18 protein-coding genes are annotated in these 18306 nt (G+C 60.7%); 6 read left to right on the forward strand and 12 right to left on the reverse strand.

The window, feature by feature from the left end:
- Positions 1 to 8 precede the first annotated feature (8 nt).
- Positions 9 to 458, forward strand: a complete 450-nt coding sequence (gene cadR / locus AB4N41_RS07280; protein ID WP_016772685.1) for a Cd(II)/Pb(II)-responsive transcriptional regulator — start codon at positions 9 to 11, stop codon at positions 456 to 458.
- Positions 459 to 583: 125 nt separating this feature from the next.
- On the opposite strand, the gene AB4N41_RS07285 is transcribed toward cadR, so the two are convergent.
- The 3 genes from AB4N41_RS07285 to AB4N41_RS07295 form a co-directional block, all read right to left on the reverse strand.
- Positions 584 to 1555, reverse strand: a complete 972-nt coding sequence (locus tag AB4N41_RS07285; RefSeq protein WP_122705641.1) for a thymidylate synthase — start codon at positions 1553 to 1555, stop codon at positions 584 to 586.
- A gap of 50 nt (positions 1556 to 1605) precedes the next feature.
- Positions 1606 to 2421, reverse strand: a complete 816-nt coding sequence (gene lgt, locus AB4N41_RS07290; RefSeq protein WP_016772683.1) for a prolipoprotein diacylglyceryl transferase — start codon at positions 2419 to 2421, stop codon at positions 1606 to 1608.
- A 79-nt stretch (positions 2422 to 2500) separates the two neighbouring features.
- On the reverse strand, positions 2501 to 3283 hold the full coding sequence (locus AB4N41_RS07295; protein WP_016772682.1) for a sulfite exporter TauE/SafE family protein: 783 nt from the start codon (positions 3281 to 3283) through the stop codon (positions 2501 to 2503).
- Positions 3284 to 3413: 130 nt separating this feature from the next.
- Here AB4N41_RS07295 and AB4N41_RS07300 point away from each other — a divergent pair, with 130 nt between their 5' ends.
- Positions 3414 to 4160, forward strand: coding sequence for an NRDE family protein (locus AB4N41_RS07300; RefSeq protein WP_252877071.1), 747 nt, complete (start codon positions 3414 to 3416; stop codon positions 4158 to 4160).
- A 209-nt stretch (positions 4161 to 4369) separates the two neighbouring features.
- Here the strand turns inward: AB4N41_RS07300 and ptsP are convergent, their stop codons facing one another.
- A complete protein-coding gene (gene ptsP, locus AB4N41_RS07305; RefSeq protein WP_041476855.1) occupies positions 4370 to 6649 on the reverse strand; it encodes a phosphoenolpyruvate--protein phosphotransferase in 2280 nt (759 codons plus the stop codon).
- Between the two features lie 22 nt (positions 6650 to 6671).
- Positions 6672 to 7151 (reverse strand): RNA pyrophosphohydrolase, encoded by a 480-nt coding sequence (locus AB4N41_RS07310; protein WP_003229203.1) that lies wholly within the window; start codon positions 7149 to 7151, stop codon positions 6672 to 6674.
- Positions 7152 to 7294: 143 nt separating this feature from the next.
- Between AB4N41_RS07310 and AB4N41_RS07315 the strand changes: the two genes are divergently transcribed.
- Complete coding sequence (locus tag AB4N41_RS07315; RefSeq protein ID WP_252877072.1) at positions 7295 to 7951, forward strand: histidinol-phosphatase; 657 nt, start codon at positions 7295 to 7297, stop codon at positions 7949 to 7951.
- Between the two features lie 120 nt (positions 7952 to 8071).
- Here the strand turns inward: AB4N41_RS07315 and AB4N41_RS07320 are convergent, their stop codons facing one another.
- Together AB4N41_RS07320 and ilvA are read right to left on the reverse strand one after the other, a co-directional pair.
- Positions 8072 to 8485: a DUF2269 family protein gene (locus AB4N41_RS07320; protein WP_076564472.1), complete on the reverse strand. Its 414-nt coding sequence runs from the start codon at positions 8483 to 8485 to the stop codon at positions 8072 to 8074.
- Between the two features lie 41 nt (positions 8486 to 8526).
- Complete coding sequence (gene ilvA / locus AB4N41_RS07325) at positions 8527 to 10041, reverse strand: threonine ammonia-lyase, biosynthetic (protein WP_071172186.1); 1515 nt, start codon at positions 10039 to 10041, stop codon at positions 8527 to 8529.
- Between the two features lie 318 nt (positions 10042 to 10359).
- Between ilvA and rpiA the strand changes: the two genes are divergently transcribed.
- Positions 10360 to 11034 (forward strand): ribose-5-phosphate isomerase RpiA, encoded by a 675-nt coding sequence (gene rpiA / locus AB4N41_RS07330; protein ID WP_007913886.1) that lies wholly within the window; start codon positions 10360 to 10362, stop codon positions 11032 to 11034.
- A gap of 143 nt (positions 11035 to 11177) precedes the next feature.
- Here rpiA and AB4N41_RS07335 read toward each other — a convergent pair whose 3' ends face one another.
- The 4 genes from AB4N41_RS07335 to AB4N41_RS07350 all read right to left on the reverse strand — a co-directional run bounded on the left by AB4N41_RS07335 (position 11178) and on the right by AB4N41_RS07350 (position 15581).
- On the reverse strand, positions 11178 to 12095 hold the full coding sequence (locus tag AB4N41_RS07335) for an SdiA-regulated domain-containing protein (protein ID WP_056786260.1): 918 nt from the start codon (positions 12093 to 12095) through the stop codon (positions 11178 to 11180).
- A 183-nt stretch (positions 12096 to 12278) separates the two neighbouring features.
- Entirely contained in the window at positions 12279 to 13202 is a 924-nt protein-coding gene (locus AB4N41_RS07340) for an SdiA-regulated domain-containing protein (RefSeq protein WP_252877073.1), read from the reverse strand.
- 277 nt (positions 13203 to 13479) lie between these two features.
- Positions 13480 to 14145 (reverse strand): fumarylacetoacetate hydrolase family protein, encoded by a 666-nt coding sequence (locus AB4N41_RS07345; protein ID WP_252877074.1) that lies wholly within the window; start codon positions 14143 to 14145, stop codon positions 13480 to 13482.
- Between the two features lie 41 nt (positions 14146 to 14186).
- Positions 14187 to 15581: an FAD-binding oxidoreductase gene (locus AB4N41_RS07350; protein ID WP_024014706.1), complete on the reverse strand. Its 1395-nt coding sequence runs from the start codon at positions 15579 to 15581 to the stop codon at positions 14187 to 14189.
- A gap of 205 nt (positions 15582 to 15786) precedes the next feature.
- Between AB4N41_RS07350 and serA the strand changes: the two genes are divergently transcribed.
- Complete coding sequence (serA, locus tag AB4N41_RS07355) at positions 15787 to 17016, forward strand: phosphoglycerate dehydrogenase (protein ID WP_024014707.1); 1230 nt, start codon at positions 15787 to 15789, stop codon at positions 17014 to 17016.
- Positions 17017 to 17134: 118 nt separating this feature from the next.
- Here serA and AB4N41_RS07360 read toward each other — a convergent pair whose 3' ends face one another.
- On the reverse strand, positions 17135 to 17560 hold the full coding sequence (locus AB4N41_RS07360) for a DUF4399 domain-containing protein (protein ID WP_039757489.1): 426 nt from the start codon (positions 17558 to 17560) through the stop codon (positions 17135 to 17137).
- 135 nt (positions 17561 to 17695) lie between these two features.
- Between AB4N41_RS07360 and AB4N41_RS07365 the strand changes: the two genes are divergently transcribed.
- A complete protein-coding gene (locus AB4N41_RS07365; protein WP_095181303.1) occupies positions 17696 to 18259 on the forward strand; it encodes a transporter substrate-binding domain-containing protein in 564 nt (187 codons plus the stop codon).
- Positions 18260 to 18306: the final 47 nt, after the last annotated feature.

The raw sequence follows: 18306 nt of genomic DNA on the forward strand, positions 1-18306 counted from the left end.
TGGCGGTCATGAAGATCGGCGAACTGGCGAAACTCACCGACTGTGCGGTTGAAACCATCCGCTACTACGAGCGCGAAAACCTCCTGCCGGAACCGGCGCGCAGCGACGGCAACTACCGCGTCTACACCCAGGCCCACGCCGAGCGCCTGACCTTCATCCGCAACTGCCGCACCCTCGACATGACCCTCGAAGAAATCCGCAGCCTGCTCGCCCTACGCGACAGCCCGCAGGATCAGTGCGAGAGCGTCAATGCGCTGATCGACGAACATATTCAGCATGTGAAGGCGCGGATTGATGGCTTGCTGGCCTTGCAGACACAACTGCTCGACCTGCGCCAACGCTGTGGCGAAGGGCCGGAGGCGGATCAATGCGGGATCTTGCAGCGGCTGGAGGTGAGTGGCGGGGTTGTCGCGACCGAAGTCGAACACTCCCACGTAGGCCGTAGCCACGGCCACTAAGCACACCGCAAAAACAAATGTGGGAGCGAGCCTGCTCGCGAAAGCGGTGTATCAGTCGACACATCTGTGACTGACACGCCCTCTTCGCGAGCAGGCTCGCTCCCACAGGGATATTGCGGTGTGGTTTAGACCGCCATCGGCGCGGTCATTGGTGGGTGGTGCTCGTAGCCTTCCAGCGAGAAATCGCTCGGTTCCACCAGCTCCAGCCACTCCGGCTGATATACACCAGTCTTGGCAAACTCCGGCACGCGGTCGGAGATTTTCAGTTTCGGCATGGCAAACGGCTCGCGCTTGAGCTGTTCGTTGAGCATGTCCAGGTGGTTTTCGTAGACGTGCGCATCGCCGATGAAATAGGTGAACCAGCGCGGCGTGTAACCGGTCAGGCGACCGATCAGGCTCAGCAGTGCGGCGCCTTCGGTGAGGTTGAACGGCGTGCCCAGGCCCAGATCATTGGAGCGGATGTACAGGGTCAGCGAGATCTCTTTGGTCTCGACATTCGGGTGGAACTGGTACAGCAGATGGCATGGCGGCAGGGCCATTTCATCGAGCTGGGCGACGTTCCAGCCGTGGAACAGGATGCGGCGGCTGCCCGGATCGTTGATGATCGTGTCGACGCACTGGCGCACCTGATCGATCGCCTTGTACAGCACGACGTAAGCCTGGCCGTCTTCTTCGCCCTGAGCGATCTGCTTGTAGCCGTTGGCCAGGGTTTGTTCAATGGCGGCGGTGTTGCTCAGCGGGATCTGCTTGTACGCCGGCCATTTGCGCCATTGCACGCCGTAGATTTCACCGAGGTCGTCGTCGCCCTGGCGGAACGGATTGGCCAGCCACTGCGCGTTTTCGTTGGCGTTCTGGTCCCAGACCTTGCAGCCCAGCGCGCGGAATTCAGCGGCGTTGTTCACGCCACGGAGAAACCCGCACATCTCGCCGATGGCCGATTTGAAGGCCATTTTGCGCGTGGTGATCGCCGGGAAGCCTTCCTGCAGATCGAAACGCAGCATCGCTCCCGGGAAACTGATGGTGTTGATACCGGTGCGGTTGGCCTGTTTGGTGCCGTTCTGAATGACGTGCGAGACCAGTTCGAGATATTGCTTCATGAGTTACCTGTGTCCTTGGAGCCCCGGCGTCGCGCGCCGGGGTTCGTAGTTTAAGCCGTCGGCGCGAGCGGCGCTGCCGGGGCGCGACGATAGGCCAGCCAGATCAGCAACAGCCCGCCGACAATCATCGGCACGCAGAGCACCTGGCCCATGGTCAGCCAGTTCCACGCCAAGTAGCCGAGCTGAGCATCCGGGACGCGGACGAACTCGACGATGAAACGGAAGATGCCGTAGAACAGCGCGAACATGCCGGAGACCGCCATGGTCGGACGCGGTTTGCGCGAGAAGATCCACAGGATCAGGAACAGCGCCACGCCTTCGAGGGCGAACTGATACAGCTGCGACGGGTGGCGCGGCAACTGCGCCGGATCGCTGAACGGCGGGAACACCATTGCCCACGGCACGTCGGTGGCCTTGCCCCACAACTCGGCGTTGATGAAGTTGCCGATGCGCCCGGCGCCCAGACCGATCGGCACCATCGGCGCGACGAAGTCCATGAGCTGGAAGAACGACTTGCCATTGCGCTTGCCGAACCACAAGGCCGCGAGCATCACGCCGATGAATCCGCCGTGGAACGACATGCCGCCCTTCCACACTTCGAAAATCAGCGTCGGGTTGGCCAGGTACGCGCTCAGATCATAGAACAGCACGTAACCCAGACGGCCGCCAACGATCACGCCCATCGATAGCCAGAACACCAGATCGGAGAGTTTCTCCTTGGTCCAGGTCGGGTCGAAGCGGTTGAGCCGGCGCGACGCCAACAGCCACGCGCCGCCGATGCCGATCAGGTACATCAGACCGTACCAGTGGATTTTCAGCGGACCGATGGCCAGGGCCACCGGGTCGATCTGCGGGTAAGGCAGCATTGCGACTCCTTGTTAGAGTTGAAAGCAAAATTCCCGGGTGACGCTGCCACCTCAGGATTAAGCCAGGATTGCCACGCGGTCAGAGCAGAAAGCTCAATCCCACGCAGAACAGCAAAGCGGCGAACAGCCTTTTCAGCAAGCGCGGCGACAACCTGTGTGCCAGACGCGCACCGAGCCGAGCGAAGACCATGCTGGTCAGGGCGATGCCCAACAATGCCGGCAAATACACAAAACCGAGACTATGGGCCGGCAACAACGGATCGTGCCACCCCAGAATCATGAAACTTGCTGCACTGGCCAAAGCGATCGGCAGGCCACAGGCCGATGAGGTCGCCACGGCCTGCTGCATCGGCACGCTGCGCCAGGTCAGAAACGGCACGGTCAGCGAGCCGCCGCCTATACCGAAAATCGCCGAGGCCCAGCCAATCACCGTACCGGCGGCAGTCAGACCGAGTTTGCCCGGTACCGTTCGGCTGGCCTTGGGTTTGACGTCCAGCGCCAGTTGCACGGCGATCACCAGAGCAAATACGCCGATGATCTTTTGCAGGTTCGGCCCGGAGATCGCTTCAGCAGTCAGCGCCCCGAAACCGGCGCCGAGCAGAATGCCCACGGTCATCCAGCGAAAAATCGCCCAGCGCACCGCGCCGCGACGGTGATGTTCACGCACGGCGTTGACCGAGGTGAATATGATCGTCGCCAGCGACGTCCCTACTGCCAAATGCGTAAGAATCGACTGATCGAAGCCCTGCAAAGTGAAGCTGAACACCAGCACCGGGACGATGATGATCCCGCCGCCAACGCCAAACAGCCCGGCGAGCACGCCCGCACAGGCACCGAGCGCCAGGTAGAGCAGAAATTCCATGACCGTCTCCAGCACGCATCGGCAAAACAGGAGCGGCATGTTAACGGATGCGCAGCCTTCTGCTCCACTGGCGATGGATGCACGGACGCCGGATGCGTAGAGTGGGCAAAAAACACACAAGGACCACCTTATGTGCCTGATTGTTTTCGCTTGGCGCCCGGACCATGCCCAGCCGCTGATCGTCGCGGCCAACCGCGACGAATTCTACGCCCGCCCCAGCCTGCCATTGGCGCCGTGGCCCGAGGCGCCGCATGTGCATGCCGGGCGCGATCTTGAAGCCGGCGGCACGTGGCTGGGGATCGGCAGCAACGGACGCTTCGCCGCGCTGACCAATATCCGCGATCCGCAACAGCCGCCCGCGACCAAATCCCGGGGCGAGCTGGTGGCGCGGTTTCTTGCGGGCGATCTGTCGATTGATGATTATTTGAGCGATGTGGTGGGTCGTGCCGCCGAATATGCCGGGTTCAATCTGCTGCTGGGCAATGCCCATGAGTTGTGGCACTTCAATGCGCGGGCGTCAGAGCCGGTGATGTTGCAGCCTGGAGTTTATGGGTTATCCAACGCGGGGCTGGATACGCCGTGGCCGAAACTGCTCAAGGCCAGGGCGGCGTTGAGCGCGGTACTGGATGATCCGCAGCCTGAGCGCTTGTTGACCCTGCTCAGCGATGCACAGACCGCCCCCGAGGCGGAGTTGCCGGATACCGGGGTGGGCATGGCGACGGAAGCATTGTTGTCGAGCGTGTTTATTGCCAGCCAGAGTTATGGCACGCGGGCGAGTACAGCGTTGGTTGTGCAGGCGGACGGAACGCGGCGGATGGTGGAGCGCAGTTTTGGGCCGTATGGCGGGCATCTCGGGGAAGTTGAGGTTTGTGTCTAACAGCAGCCCCTCACCCCAGCCCTCTCCCGGAGGGAGAGGGGGCCGACCGAAGTGCCTTGCGGTATACATCGACCTGAGAGATCGAGTCGATTATGGATTCAGCAAAGCACTTACAGGTCGACGGAGTTCTGCAGCATCCCCCAATCAGTCCCCTCTCCCTCTGGGCGGTCCGACGTCTCGGGAGGGCTAGGGTGAGGGGCCTTTGATCTTTAGAGAGCCTTGGTCACCACCGGCGAATTCATCTTGGCCAACCCGAGATTCTTCAGCGCCAGTTGCAGCGAGCTGTGGATAACCTGCGGGTTATCGATCTTCATCAGTTCGGCCAGCATCTCCTGGGCCTTGCTCAGGTTCACCTGACGCAACATCCACTTCACCTTCGGCAGGTTGGTGGCGTTCATCGACAGGCTGTCGAAACCCATCGCCATCAACAGCACCGCCGCCGCCGGATCACCGGCCATCTCGCCGCAGATGCTCACCGGTTTGCCTTCGGCGTGGGCGTCAGTGACCACGGTTTGCAGGGCTTGCAGCACCGCCGGGTGCAGATAGTCGTAGAGGTCGGCGACGCGCGGGTTGTTGCGGTCTACCGCCAGCAGGTACTGGGTCAGGTCGTTGGAGCCGACCGAAAGGAAATCGACCATCCGCGCCAGTTCCTTGGTCTGGTACACCGCTGCCGGGATCTCGATCATCACGCCGATCGGCGGCATCGGCACGTCGGTGCCTTCGTCGCGCACTTCGCCCCAGGCGCGGTGGATCAGGTGCAGGGCCTCTTCGAGTTCGTGAGTGCCGGAGATCATCGGCAGCAGAATCCGCAGGTTGTTCAGGCCTTCGCTGGCCTTGAGCATCGCGCGGGTCTGCACGAGGAAGATTTCCGGGTGGTCGAGGGTGACGCGGATACCGCGCCAGCCGAGGAACGGGTTGTCTTCCTTGATCGGGAAGTACGACAGCGATTTGTCACCGCCGATGTCGAGGCTGCGCATGGTCACCGGTTGCGGGTGGAACGCGGCGAGCTGTTCGCGGTAGATCGCCAGCTGTTCCTTCTCGCTCGGGAAGCGCTGGTTGATCATGAACGGCACTTCGGTGCGGTACAGACCGACCCCTTCGGCGCCACGCTTCTGCGCCCGCGCCACATCGGCGAGCAGGCCGGTGTTGACCCACAGCGGCATGCGGTGGCCATCGAGGGTCACGCACGGCAGGTCGCGCAGGGTGTCGAGGCCCAGCGCCAGTTGTTTCTCTTCTTCGACGACTTCGGCGAACTGCTTGCGCAGCACTTCGCTCGGGTTGGTGTAGACCTCGCCACGGGTGCCGTCGACGATCATTTCGATGCCGTCGACCTTGGCGTACGGCAGATCGACCAGGCCCATCACTGTCGGAATGCCCATGGCTCGGGCGAGAATCGCGACGTGAGAGTTACCCGAACCGAGTACCGAAACCAGACCGACCAGCGTGCCTTCCGGCACCTCGCCGAGCATCGCCGGCGTCAGCTCTTCGCTGACCAGAATGGTTTTTTCCGGGTAGACCAGATTCTGCTGGCGCTCTTCCTGCAGATAGGCGAGCAGACGGCGGCCAAGGTCTTTGACGTCCGAGGCGCGTTCGCGCAGGTAGGCGTCGTCCATCAGTTCGAAACGGTTGACGTGCTCAGTGACCACCTGACGCAGCGCGCCCTGAGCCCACTGCCCCGTCTTGATCACGGTGGTGATTTCGCTGCCCAGCGAGGCATCGTCGAGCATCATCAGGTAGACGTCGAACAACGCGCGCTCTTCCGGGCGCAGTTGGGTCGCGAGTTTGGCGGACAAGGCGCGCATGTCGGCGCGCACGCCTTCGATGGCAGTCTTGAACAGCGCCAGCTCAGCGTCGATGTCGGTGATGGTCTTGTCCGGCACCACGTCCAGATCCGCCGGCGGCAGCATGACCACGGCGGTACCGACGGCAGCACCCGGCGAACCCGGTACGCCGACGAACTTGGCTTCCTGAATGCCCTTGCCCTGCCGGCCCAGACCACGGATCGAACCGGTGGCCTCGGCGTGGGCGATCACACCGGCAAGCTGCGCGCTCATGGTCACGAGGAAGGCTTCTTCACCTTCGTCGAACTGGCGGCGTTCTTTCTGCTGGATGACCAACACGCCGACGACGCGGCGGTGGTGGATGATCGGTGCACCGAGGAACGAGGCGTAACGCTCTTCACCGGTTTCGGCGAAGTAGCGATAGCGCGGGTGAACCGACGCGTTTTCCAGATTCAGGGGTTCTTCACGCGTGCCGACCAGACCGACCAGACCCTCGTTGGGGGCCATGCTGACCTTGCCGATCGAGCGCTTGTTCAAGCCCTCGGTGGCCATCAGGACGAAGCGATTGGTTTCCGGATCAAGCAGGTAGACCGAGCAGACCTGGCTGCCCATGGCCTCTTTGACGCGCAACACAATAATCCCCAACGCCGCCTTGAGATCCTTGGCGGAGTTAACTTCCTGGACGATCTTGCGCAGCGTATTGAGCATGGCTCGGGGTCGAACTCCGTCGTCAGTCGCGCGCTAAAAGGCGCGGGGCAAGCTCTTTGAGAGCGCGTCGATACACCTCGCGCTTGAATGTCACCACCTGGCCCAACGGATACCAATAGCTGACCCAGCGCCAGCCATCGAACTCCGGTTTACCGGTCAGATCCATCCGCACCCGCTGCTCGTTGGAGATCAGGCGCAGGAGGAACCATTTCTGTTTCTGGCCGATGCACAGCGGTTGGCTGTGGGTACGCACCAGGCGTTGCGGCAAACGATAGCGCAACCAGCCCCGGGTACAGGCCAGTATTTCAACATCTTCACGTTCCAGGCCAACTTCTTCGTTCAGCTCGCGGTACAAGGCGTCTTCCGGCGTCTCCTCGGGGTTGATCCCCCCTTGCGGAAACTGCCAGGCGTCCTGATTGATACGGCGAGCCCATAGCACCTGGCCGGCGTCATTCGTCAGAATGATCCCGACATTGGGGCGGAAACCATCGGGGTCGATCACGGCAACAACCTCGCAAACGCATGTCGCCGCATTGTTCCACAAAGCTTGATCAGGCGGCAACGAAGGTTCCTACCTTATGTGCACTCTTGTGAAAAGACCGTATTCTTGTCGCCTTTTTACTGACTTTTCAGCGGGTAACTGCAATGCGCCTGGCTCTATTCGATTTGGACAACACCCTACTGGGCGGCGACAGCGATCACGCCTGGGGCGATTATCTGTGCGAGCGCGGCTTCCTCGACCCGATCGCCTACAAGGCGCGCAACGACCAGTTCTATCAGGATTACCTGGCCGGCAAGCTGGACAACGCTGCCTACCTGAACTTCTGTCTGGAAATTCTCGGCCGCACGGAAATGGCCGTGCTTGAGCAATGGCACAGCGATTACATGCGCGACTGCATCGAGCCGATCGTGCTGCCCAAGGCACTGGAGCTGCTGAAGAAGCACCGCGATGCCGGCGACAAACTAGTGATCATCACCGCCACCAACCGTTTCGTGACGGCACCGATCGCCGTGCGCCTGGGCGTGGAAACCCTGATTGCCACCGAATGCGAAATGATCGACGGCCGCTACAGCGGGCGCAGCACCGACATCCCGTGCTTCCGCGAAGGCAAGGTCACGCGCCTCAATCGCTGGCTGGAAGAGACCGGCTATTCGCTCGAGGACAGCTATTTCTATAGCGATTCGATGAATGATCTGCCGCTGCTGGAGCAGGTGGCGAATCCGGTGGCGGTGGACCCGGATCCGAATCTGCGGGCCGAGGCCGAGAAGCGTGGCTGGCCGGTGATTTCGTTGCGCGGCTGATATTGCTATCGCTGGCAAGCCAGCTCCCACAGGGTTGTCAGTGTCCACTTAATCTGTGTTCACTGAATACCCCTGTGGGAGCTGGCTTGCCAGCGATGGGGGTCAACTCGGCCTCAAGCCTTAAACCGGCTTCGCCCCCATCAACGCCGCTATGGCGACAAATCCGACGCCGCTGACAATCGCCAGGGCCAGATTGAACTTGCGATTGCCCACCCCGCTTGTCCACAGCCGATCCAGCCGGACCAGCAGCCAGACCGCACTGAATGTGGCCACGGCGTAGATCACGCTGGATCCCAGAATCCACAATTGCCCCAGTGGCCAGCCAACCAGATGCACCAGCCACCAGCCGGTGAAAGGCATGCTGAGCATGCCAATCAGCATCAGGCACCAGATAAACAGCCAGGGACGGCGCATCGTACTGGCCGGCCCTTCGCTGCGATTACGCCAGGTCAGGGCGGCGAGCCCCAGCCCGCTCGCGAGGATGACCACGGTCGCCGCAACGTGGAGGACTTTCAGGGTGGTCAGGGTTTCCATGTCGTTCTCTTCCGTAGATCCATGCCCATCAGCGTAGCCGTTCAGCCAAGAAACAGCTGATAGGCCGGGTTGTCGCTTTCATCCCAATACGGGTAGCCGATTTCCGCCAGTGCCGCCGGCACCAGATGACGTTCGTCATGGGGCACTTGCAGGCCGGCGACCACACGCCCGTCCGCTGCGCCGTGGTTGCGGTAGTGGAACATCGAGATATTCCAGCGCCCGCCGAGCTTGTTGAGGAAGTTGAACAACGCGCCCGGACGCTCCGGGAATTCGAAACGCAGCACCACTTCATCGACCACCTGCGCGGCGCGGCCACCGACCATGTGGCGAATGTGCAGCTTGGCCAGTTCGTTGTCGGTCAGGTCGATAACCGGAAAACCCTGCTCGGTCAGGCTCGCCAGCAAGGCGCTGCGCGGATCATTGTCCGGGTGAGTCTGCACGCCAACAAAGATGTGCGCTTCGCTGCCGGTGTTGTAGCGGTAATTGAATTCAGTGATCTGGCGCTTGCCGATGGCTTCGCAGAACGCTTTGAAGCTGCCGGCCTTCTCGGGAATGGTCACGGCGATGATCGCTTCGCGACCTTCCCCAAGTTCGGCGCGCTCGGCGACGTGGCGCAGGCGGTCGAAGTTGACGTTGGCGCCGGAGTCGATGGCGACGAAAGTCTGGCCGCTGACGCCACGCTGCTCGACGTACTTCTTGATCCCGGCCACGCCCAATGCGCCGGCAGGCTCGGTGATTGAGCGGGTATCGTCGTAGATATCCTTGATCGCGGCGCAGATCTCGTCGGTGCTGACAGTAATCACTTCGTCGACGTAATCCTTGCAGATCTCGAAGGTGTACTGGCCGATCTGCGCCACCGCCACGCCGTCGGCGAAGATGCCGACGGTCGGCAGAACCACGCGCTCACCGGCAGCCATCGCTGCTTGCAGACAGTTGGAATCGTCCGGTTCGACGCCAATCACCTTGATGTCCGGACGCAGGTACTTAACGTAAGCCGCGATACCGGCGATCAGCCCGCCACCGCCGACCGGGACGAAGATCGCGTCCAGCGGCTGCGGGTGCTGACGCAGGATTTCCATGGCCACGGTGCCCTGCCCGGCAATGGTGTGCGGATCATCGTACGGGTGGATGTAGACGTAGCCTTTTTCATCGACCAGTTTCAGCGAATAGGCCAGCGCTTCCGGAAACGAGTCACCGTGCAGCACCACTTTGCCGCCGCGCGAACGCACGCCTTCGACTTTGATTTCCGGGGTGGTCTTGGGCATGACGATGGTGGCTTTGACGCCCAACACTTTCGCCGCCAGAGCCAGACCCTGCGCATGATTGCCCGCCGACGCGGTGACCACGCCACGAGCGCGCTCTTCGTCGCTCAATTGCGTCAGCTTGTTGTAGGCGCCGCGAATCTTGAACGAGAACACTGGCTGCAAGTCTTCGCGCTTGAGCCAGATGTCATTGCCCAGCCGCTCGGAGAGCTGACGGGCGTTCTGCAGCGGGGTTTCTACGGCAACGTCATAAACGCGCGAGGTGAGGATCTTTTTGACGTACTGTTCGAGCATCGGAAAGCATCACTGGCGACTGGGCGGGACCAGCGAGTCTAACCCGCCTTTTGCCGAGGCGACCACACTAAACAGGTGGTTTTAAGGTCTGGAAACCCAATCTTGAGTGAGCACCGTTGTGGTGAGGGGATTTATCCCCGCTGGAGTGCGAAGCGCTCCCCTGCTTTTTTTTCAGTCACACCGCGTTCCTGGGTTTTACGACGACTGCGTCGCCGAACGGGGATAAATCCCCTCGCCACAGCTTGTTTCCCCCTGTACCACCGCGAGGCCTATAATGCCGGCCTTTCTGCCCAACCCTTGCCCGCTTCCGGAGCCCGCATGACCCAGGATCAACTCAAACAGGCCGTGGCCCAGGCCGCCGTCGACTTCATCCTGCCGAAACTCGACGACAAGAGCATCGTCGGCGTCGGCACCGGCTCCACCGCCAATTGCTTCATCGACGCCCTGGCCCAGCACAAGGGCGCGTTCGATGGCGCGGTCGCCAGCTCCGAAGCCACCGCCGCGCGCCTCAAGGGCCATGGGATTCCGGTGTATGAGCTGAATACCGTCAGCGATCTGGAGTTCTACGTCGACGGCGCCGATGAGAGCGATGCGCACCTGAACCTGATCAAGGGCGGCGGCGCGGCCCTGACCCGCGAGAAGATTGTCGCCGCCGTGGCCAAGACCTTCATCTGCATCGCCGACGCCAGCAAACTGGTGCCGGTGCTCGGCGAGTTCCCGCTGCCGGTGGAAGTCATCCCGATGGCCCGCAGCCACGTAGCCCGCCAACTGGTGAAACTGGGCGGCGACCCGGTGTACCGCGAAGGCGTGCTGACCGACAACGGCAACATCATCCTCGACGTGTTCAACCTGCAGATCACCAACCCGGTGGAGCTGGAAGCACAGATCAATGCCATCGTCGGCGTGGTCACCAACGGCCTGTTCGCCGCGCGTCCGGCGGATCTGTTGTTGCTGGGCACCAGTGAAGGCGTGAAGACGCTGAAGGCTGAGTAACAGACTGCCCACTTGCCATGGGCTGATAAATAAACCTGTGGGAGCGAGCCTGCTCGCGAAAGCGTCGGGTCAGTCAACATATTCAGAGACTGATCAACCGCCTTCGCGAGCAGGCTCGCTCCCACAGTGTTTTGTGATGTCAGTTAGTTTGGTGTGGGTTTCTTGAACACGTAAAACAGATTCGGCTCGCTCACCAGGTACAACGTGCCGTCATCATCCATTGCAATTCCCTCCGCCTGCGGCACGGTTTTCTGCAAACCCTGGCGCCCGCCGCTGATCGACATGGTGCTCAACGGGCGCCCGTCGACATCCAGTTCGATAATCAACCGCGACTCGTCCGACAGCGCCAGCAAGTGCCCGCTGCGCTCGTCGTACTGCAGACTCGACAGATCACGCACAAACATTCCGGCATCGCGCTTGGGGTTGTTGATCACGTGCACCGCGTAGGTCTTGTCCGGTTTGAAATGCGGGAAGCCGTGGACTTCGTAGATCAGCATCGGGTCGCGTTCTTTCGCCACGAACAGCCGCTTGCCCACAGAATCATAAGCAAGCCCTTCGAAACCCTTGTTGCCGGACATGTGCACGCCAAGGGTCATTTGCTCGGCATCCTCGGCATCGAGAAAAGTGGTGTCGGCCTCGAGGTGGATCTTGATCAGGCGTTGCTGACGCTCGTCGGTGATCACGTAGGTGTCGGCACTGATGTACTCGACGGCTTCCGGATCGCCAAACCCCACCAGAGCGATGCGCCGCAGAATCTTGCCTTCCAGGGACAATTCGACCAGTTCGGAATTCTTGTTGGTCACGGTGAACAGGCTTTTACGCACCGGATCGTAGGTCAGCGCCGAGACGTCATCGTCGAGCCCCTCGATCGGCCGCGCCTCGATCGTCACCCGATACTGGTCGAGCCCGATCGCCTCGCTGCTCACCGGTTGCCACAGCGTGTGCAGGTTGAACCAGGCGCGCTCGAACAGACGCAGGTATTGGCCGATCGCGATCAACGCAATCAGGACAATCATCAACAGGACGAGAATCAGCGGTTTGGGGCGGGCAAGTCGACGCATTCAGGCAGGCTCGGATTCATGACAGGCCGATGAAATATCACGCCCGTCTGAATTGAAGCTTAATGGCCACTTGCCTCAGATCACAAGCCAAGCGCCGTAGGAGCTGCCGAAGGCTGCGATTTTTTGACTTTCATAAGCAAGATCAAAAGATCGCAGCCTGCGGCAGCTCCTACAGGGAAGGCATCACCGGTGTTTTTCGAATCGGTAGAACAGGTTCGGTTCGCTGACCATGTACAGCGTGCCGTCCGCATCCATGGTCATGCCTTCGGCGCGGGGAATGGTGTCTTTCAGACCGTTGAAATTCCCAAGCAACGTCATGAAGCTGACTTGCTTGCCATCCTCGTCGAGTTCAAGCAACAGATGTGAATCCGCCGACAGCACCAGCAGATGGCCAGTGCGCGGATCGACAGCCAGCGCCGACAGGTTGCGCAGATCCAGCTGATCGCTGGCCAGCTTCTGCTTGTCGCCCTGCAGGGTCTGGCCGCCATCGCTTTTCCAGGTGAACAGCGCCGGTGGGCGTTCCTCCCCCAGAATCAATCGCTGATTGCGCGGATCCCACGTGATGGCCTCAAACGCCTTGTTCTGATCTTTCGACGGCCCGAGGTCGTATTTGGGGAAATCGGCGATGTTCAGCTCACGAGTCGCGGCGTCGATCTTGACGATCGACAAGGTATGCTCACGCTCATCGACAATGGCCAGCAAGCCGTTTTCCATGACCGTCAGGCCTTCCGGATTGCTCCAGCCCACCAACGGCATCTTGCGCAACACGTCGCCCTCAAGCGTCAGCTCGACCAGGAAGGCATTCTTGCCCATCACCGCGAACAGGGTCTTGGTCTGCGGGTTATAGGCCAGATCCGAAGCTTCGTCCTTTTCCATACCCGGCAGCGGTTTGGCATCGATCACCACCTGATAATCCGGCAGCCACACACTCTCCTTTTGCTCGGCCTTGCTCTCGAAGCGCTCCAGCACCCACAGCACGCCGCGATCATCCCAATGCATGGCGAACGCCAGCCCATAGGCTGCGGCGATGACCAGCAACAGCCAGACATACCAGCGCAGGACGAAGCGCGAACGGGAGGGGGATTTCTGCTGAGTTCGAGATGCCATCGAGGGATGCGTTCCGTTAATTCAGGCCAAGGGTAATAGCACAAAGAGGCCGGCTGAGACGCCAGAATCGCGGGAATTATCCAGAGAGGATGTGAAAAAAACGGGAAATGGCGGGATTGGCGTATGCGTTTGCCAGCAGCACACTTGTGGCGAGGGGATTCATCCCCGTTGGCGCGCGAAGCGCGCCCCTCTTGATCTTGAAGAGGGGCCTGCTGCGCAGTCCAACGGGGATAAATCCCCTCACCACAAAGCTCACCCCCTGCAAGGGCTTCTGCGGTTAGCGCACGCTGCTGCTGAAGCTGCTCGCCCCCGGCAGTTCGAGGACGATTTCATCGCCGACGTTCAGCGGGCCGACGCCCACTGGCGTGCCGGTGAGGATCACGTCACCGGCCTGCAGCGAGAAGCAGCCAGCCATGTGCTGGATCATCGGCACGATCGGGTTGAGCATCGCGCTGCTGTTGCCGTCCTGGCGCACTTCGCCGTTGATGGTCAGGCGGATGCCGATGTCGGTCAGGTCAGCGAAGGTGCTGCCGACCACGAACGGCGCGATCACCGCCGCGCCGTCGAACGACTTGGCGATTTCCCACGGTAGGCCCTTGGATTTGAGCTCGGCCTGCTTGTCGCGCAGGGTCAGGTCCAGCGCCGGGGCGAAACCGGAGATCGCATCGAGGACTTCTTCGCGGCTTGGTTTGGTCGACAGCGGTTTGCCGATCAACACAGCGATTTCCGCTTCGTAGTGCACCGAACCGCGCTCGGTCGGAATGCTGAAACCGCCTTCCAGCGGCACCACGCAACTGCCCGGCTTGATGAACAGCAGCGGCTCGGTCGGCACCGGGTTATCCAGTTCCTTGGCGTGCTCGGCGTAATTGCGGCCAATGCACACGACTTTCCCGATCGGGAAGTGAATGCGCGTGCCGTCGACGTACTGGTGCTGATAGCTCATTTACCGACTCCTGCCTTTATTGATTCAACAGAGATTACCGATCAAACCGGGAAAATCTTGCCCGGGTTCATGATGCCGTTCGGGTCGAACACTGCCTTGACCGCTTTCATGTACTCGATCTCGGCCGGCGAGCGGCTGTAGGTCAGGTAATCACGCTTGGTCATACCGACGCCGTGCTCGGCCGAGATCGAGCCGTTGTATTTCTCGACGGTTTCGAACACCCACTTGTTGACGGTGGCGCACTTGGCGAAGAACTCGTCCTTGCTCAGATTTTCCGGCTTAAGGATGTTCAGGTGCAGGTTGCCGTCGCCGATGTGACCGAACCAGACAATTTCAAAATCCGGGTAGTGCTCGCCAACGATCGCGTCGATTTCGCGCAGGAACGCCGGTACTTTCGAGACGGTAACCGAGATGTCGTTCTTGTACGGCGTCCAGTGGGAGATGGTTTCGGAGATGTACTCGCGCAGCTTCCACAAGTTGTGCAACTGGGTTTCGCTCTGGCTCATCACGCCGTCGAGCACCCAGCCCTGTTCAACGCAGTGTTCGAAGGTTTCCAGCGCGCTGTTGGCCACTTCTTCGGTAGTCGCTTCGAATTCCAGCAGGGCGTAGAACGGGCACTCGGTGTCGAATGGCGCCGGCACGTCGCCACGGCCCATGACCTTGGCCAGCGCCTTGTCGGAGAAGAATTCGAACGCCGTCAGGTCGAGTTTGCCCTGGAAGGCATGCAGCACCGGCATGATCGAATCGAAATCGGCGGTGCCGAGGACCATCGCCGTGAGGTTTTTCGGCGCGCGATCAAGGCGCATGGTCGCTTCGACGACGAAACCGAGGGTGCCTTCGGCGCCGATGAACAGCTGACGCAAGTCGTAACCGGTGGCGTTCTTGATCAGGTCCTTGTTCAGTTCGAGCACATCGCCCTTGCCGGTGACGACTTTCATGCCGGCCACCCAGTTGCGGGTCATGCCGTAGCGAATCACTTTGATCCCGCCGGCATTGGTGCCGATATTGCCGCCAATCTGGCTGGAACCTGCCGAGGCGAAGTCGACCGGATAGTACAGGCCGTTTTCTTCGGCGACGTTCTGCAGATGCTCAGTGACCACGCCCGGTTGGCACACGGCAGTGCGGTCGGTGAGGTTGACGTCGAGAATCTGGTTCATGTAATCGAACGAAACCACCACTTCGCCATTGGCCGCCACCGCAGCGGCGGACAACCCGGTGCGCCCGCCGGATGGCACCAGCGCTACCTTGTGAGTGTTGGCCCAACGCACCACGGCCTGCACTTGCTCGATGGTCTTGGGAAACACGATGGCGCTCGGTGCCGGGGCGAAGTGCTTGGTCCAATCCTTGCCGTAAGTGTTCAGGGAGTCGGCGTCGGTAAGGACTTTGCCAGGCTCAACCAGGGTCTTCAGTTCATCAATCAGCGCAGGATTGGTCATCGACAGAACTCTCGAACAATTCATGGTCATCCTGAGAACGCTTCACGTCGCAGGAATGAGTGTTTAGCGGGGTGGCTATGCTAGCATACCGACCCCGCCGGACAGTGCCCAAGGCCAGATCCGCGGTGACGGCTTTGTTGCCGTGCGGGTCAGCTCCAGGCTGCTCCCTCCCTGCCATTTTTCTCCGGGATACAGGTTTACGCAGATGAGCAAGACTTCTCTCGATAAGAGCAAGATCAAGTTCCTTCTTCTCGAAGGCGTCCACCAATCGGCTGTCGACGTCCTCAAGGCGGCGGGCTACACCAGCATCGAATACCTGACTGGTTCCTTGCCGGAAGCCCAGCTCAAGGAAAAGATTGCTGACGCTCACTTCATCGGCATTCGCTCGCGCACGCAACTGACCGAAGAGATCTTCGATCACGCGAAGAAACTGGTCGCGGTCGGCTGTTTCTGCATCGGCACCAACCAGGTTGACCTCAGTGCGGCCCGCGAGCGCGGTATCGCCGTGTTCAACGCGCCGTACTCCAACACCCGTTCCGTAGCCGAGCTGGTACTGGCCGAAGCGATCCTGCTGCTGCGCGGCATCCCTGAGAAAAATGCCTCCTGCCACCGTGGCGGCTGGATCAAGTCCGCTGCCAACTCGTTCGAGATCCGTGGCAAGAAACTGGGCATCGTCGGTTACGGCTCGATCGGCACGCAGCTGTCGGTGCTGGCTGAAGGTCTGGGCATGCAAGTGTTCTTCTATGACACCGTGACCAAGCTGCCGCTGGGCAACGCTACGCAGGTCAACAATCTGCACGAGCTGCTGGGCATGTCCGACATCGTCACCCTGCACGTACCGGAAACCGCCGCCACTCAGTGGATGATCGGCGAGAAGGAAATCCGCGCCATCAAGAAGGGCGGCATCCTGATCAACGCTGCACGTGGCACCGTGGTCGAGCTCGACGCCCTGGCGGACGCGATCAAGGACAAGCACCTGATCGGCGCGGCCATCGACGTGTTCCCGGTGGAGCCCCGCTCCAACGACGAAGAGTTCGAAAGCCCGCTGCGTGGCCTCGACAACGTGATCCTGACCCCGCACATCGGCGGCTCGACCGCCGAAGCGCAAGCCAACATCGGTCTGGAAGTGGCGGAGAAACTGGTCAAGTACAGCGACAACGGTACTTCGGTGTCGTCGGTCAACTTCCCGGAAGTGGCCCTGCCGGCTCACCCTGGCAAGCACCGCCTGCTGCACATCCACGAGAACATCCCGGGTGTGATGAGCGAGATCAACAAGGTCTTCGCCGAAAACGGCATCAACATCTCCGGTCAGTTCCTGCAGACCAACGAGAAGGTCGGTTACGTGGTGATCGACGTCGATGCCGAATACTCGGAGCTGGCGCAAGAGAAGCTGCAACACGTCAACGGTACTATCCGTAGTCGGGTGCTTTTCTAAAAGCAGCTACAAGCCGCAAGTTACAAGCGGCAAGTGAAAGCGCTTTGCCTTTACTTGCCGCTTGCAGCTAGCCACTTGAAGCTGAATAAAAAAGGGAGCCCCGAAAGGCTCCCTTTTTTTATTTCACGTTGACCGTGATTTTTTCGGAAACGATCGATGGGTCGAACGGCATGTGGCCGCTGTCGCCGAGGATCAGTTGCAAGGTGTGCTTGCCGGGGGCCAGTTTGATCGTGGCTTCGGTCTGCGCCTTGCCGAAATGCATGTGGTGAGCGTCCGTCGGGATCGGCGCGCCTTCGGCCGGCAGGTCGTCGACGTCGATCAGCAGGTGATGGTGGCCGGTGTTCTTGGTGGTGTCACCCGCCGGGGCCAGCGCGATGTTCTTGACGCCGAACTTGACCTTGAATTCCTGCGAGACGGTGGCGCCGTCCTCGGGAGAAACGATGAACACTTCAGCATCCTTCGGCGCCGGTGTCGCCGCACTGGCCAGCACCGAAACACCCATCAGCACACCGGCCAACGCTGCACGAGACATAAAGCTTTTCATTTTCTTCTCCAGTTTTTCCGTAAAATCCGCACGGTCATGACAACTTCATGACCATTCGTTGTCGAAGGCACTCGACAACCATAGCAAAGCGAGCCTGAATCAGAGCGTCGCGATAATGATTTCAAAGGAGTGACCATGCGCTTGCTGCCTGGCCTGATCTGCCTGCTACCCCTTCTGAGCCCGCTGGCTCACGCCGAACTGATTGATGACGTCAACGACCGTGGCGAGCTGCGCATAGCCCTTGAGGCTAATACACCGCCCTTCAATTACAAGGAAGGCGACACCCTCACGGGGTTCGAGGTCGAGCTTGGGCAACTTCTGGCCCAGGAGCTGGATGTACGCGCCGACTTCATCGTCACCGACGAGGGCGACCTGCTCCAGGGCGTTGAAAGCGGCAAATACGATGTCGCGCTCAACCACATAGCACTGACACCCGAACTCAAGGATCGTTTCGACTTCAGCGAGCCGTACGGCGAGGTCGACGGGCAGTTGCTGGCAAAGAAGGACGAGACGCCGCGGCCGCTGGTGCTGGTGCAGGCGTTGACCGAAGCGAAGCCGAAAGCGGCAGCGCCGGTCGAGTTGGCGATCCCGTTTCAGAAGGGTAATCCGGCATTTCAGGCCAGCCTCAAGAGCGCGCTGGAACGGATCAAGGCGGATGGGCGGTTGGCGGCGCTGTCCGAGAAGTGGTTGAAACCGTAAGAGCCCCTCACCCTAACCCTCTCCCGGAGGGAGAGGGAACTGATCCG

The organism is Pseudomonas sp. S2_A10, from assembly GCF_054668465.1.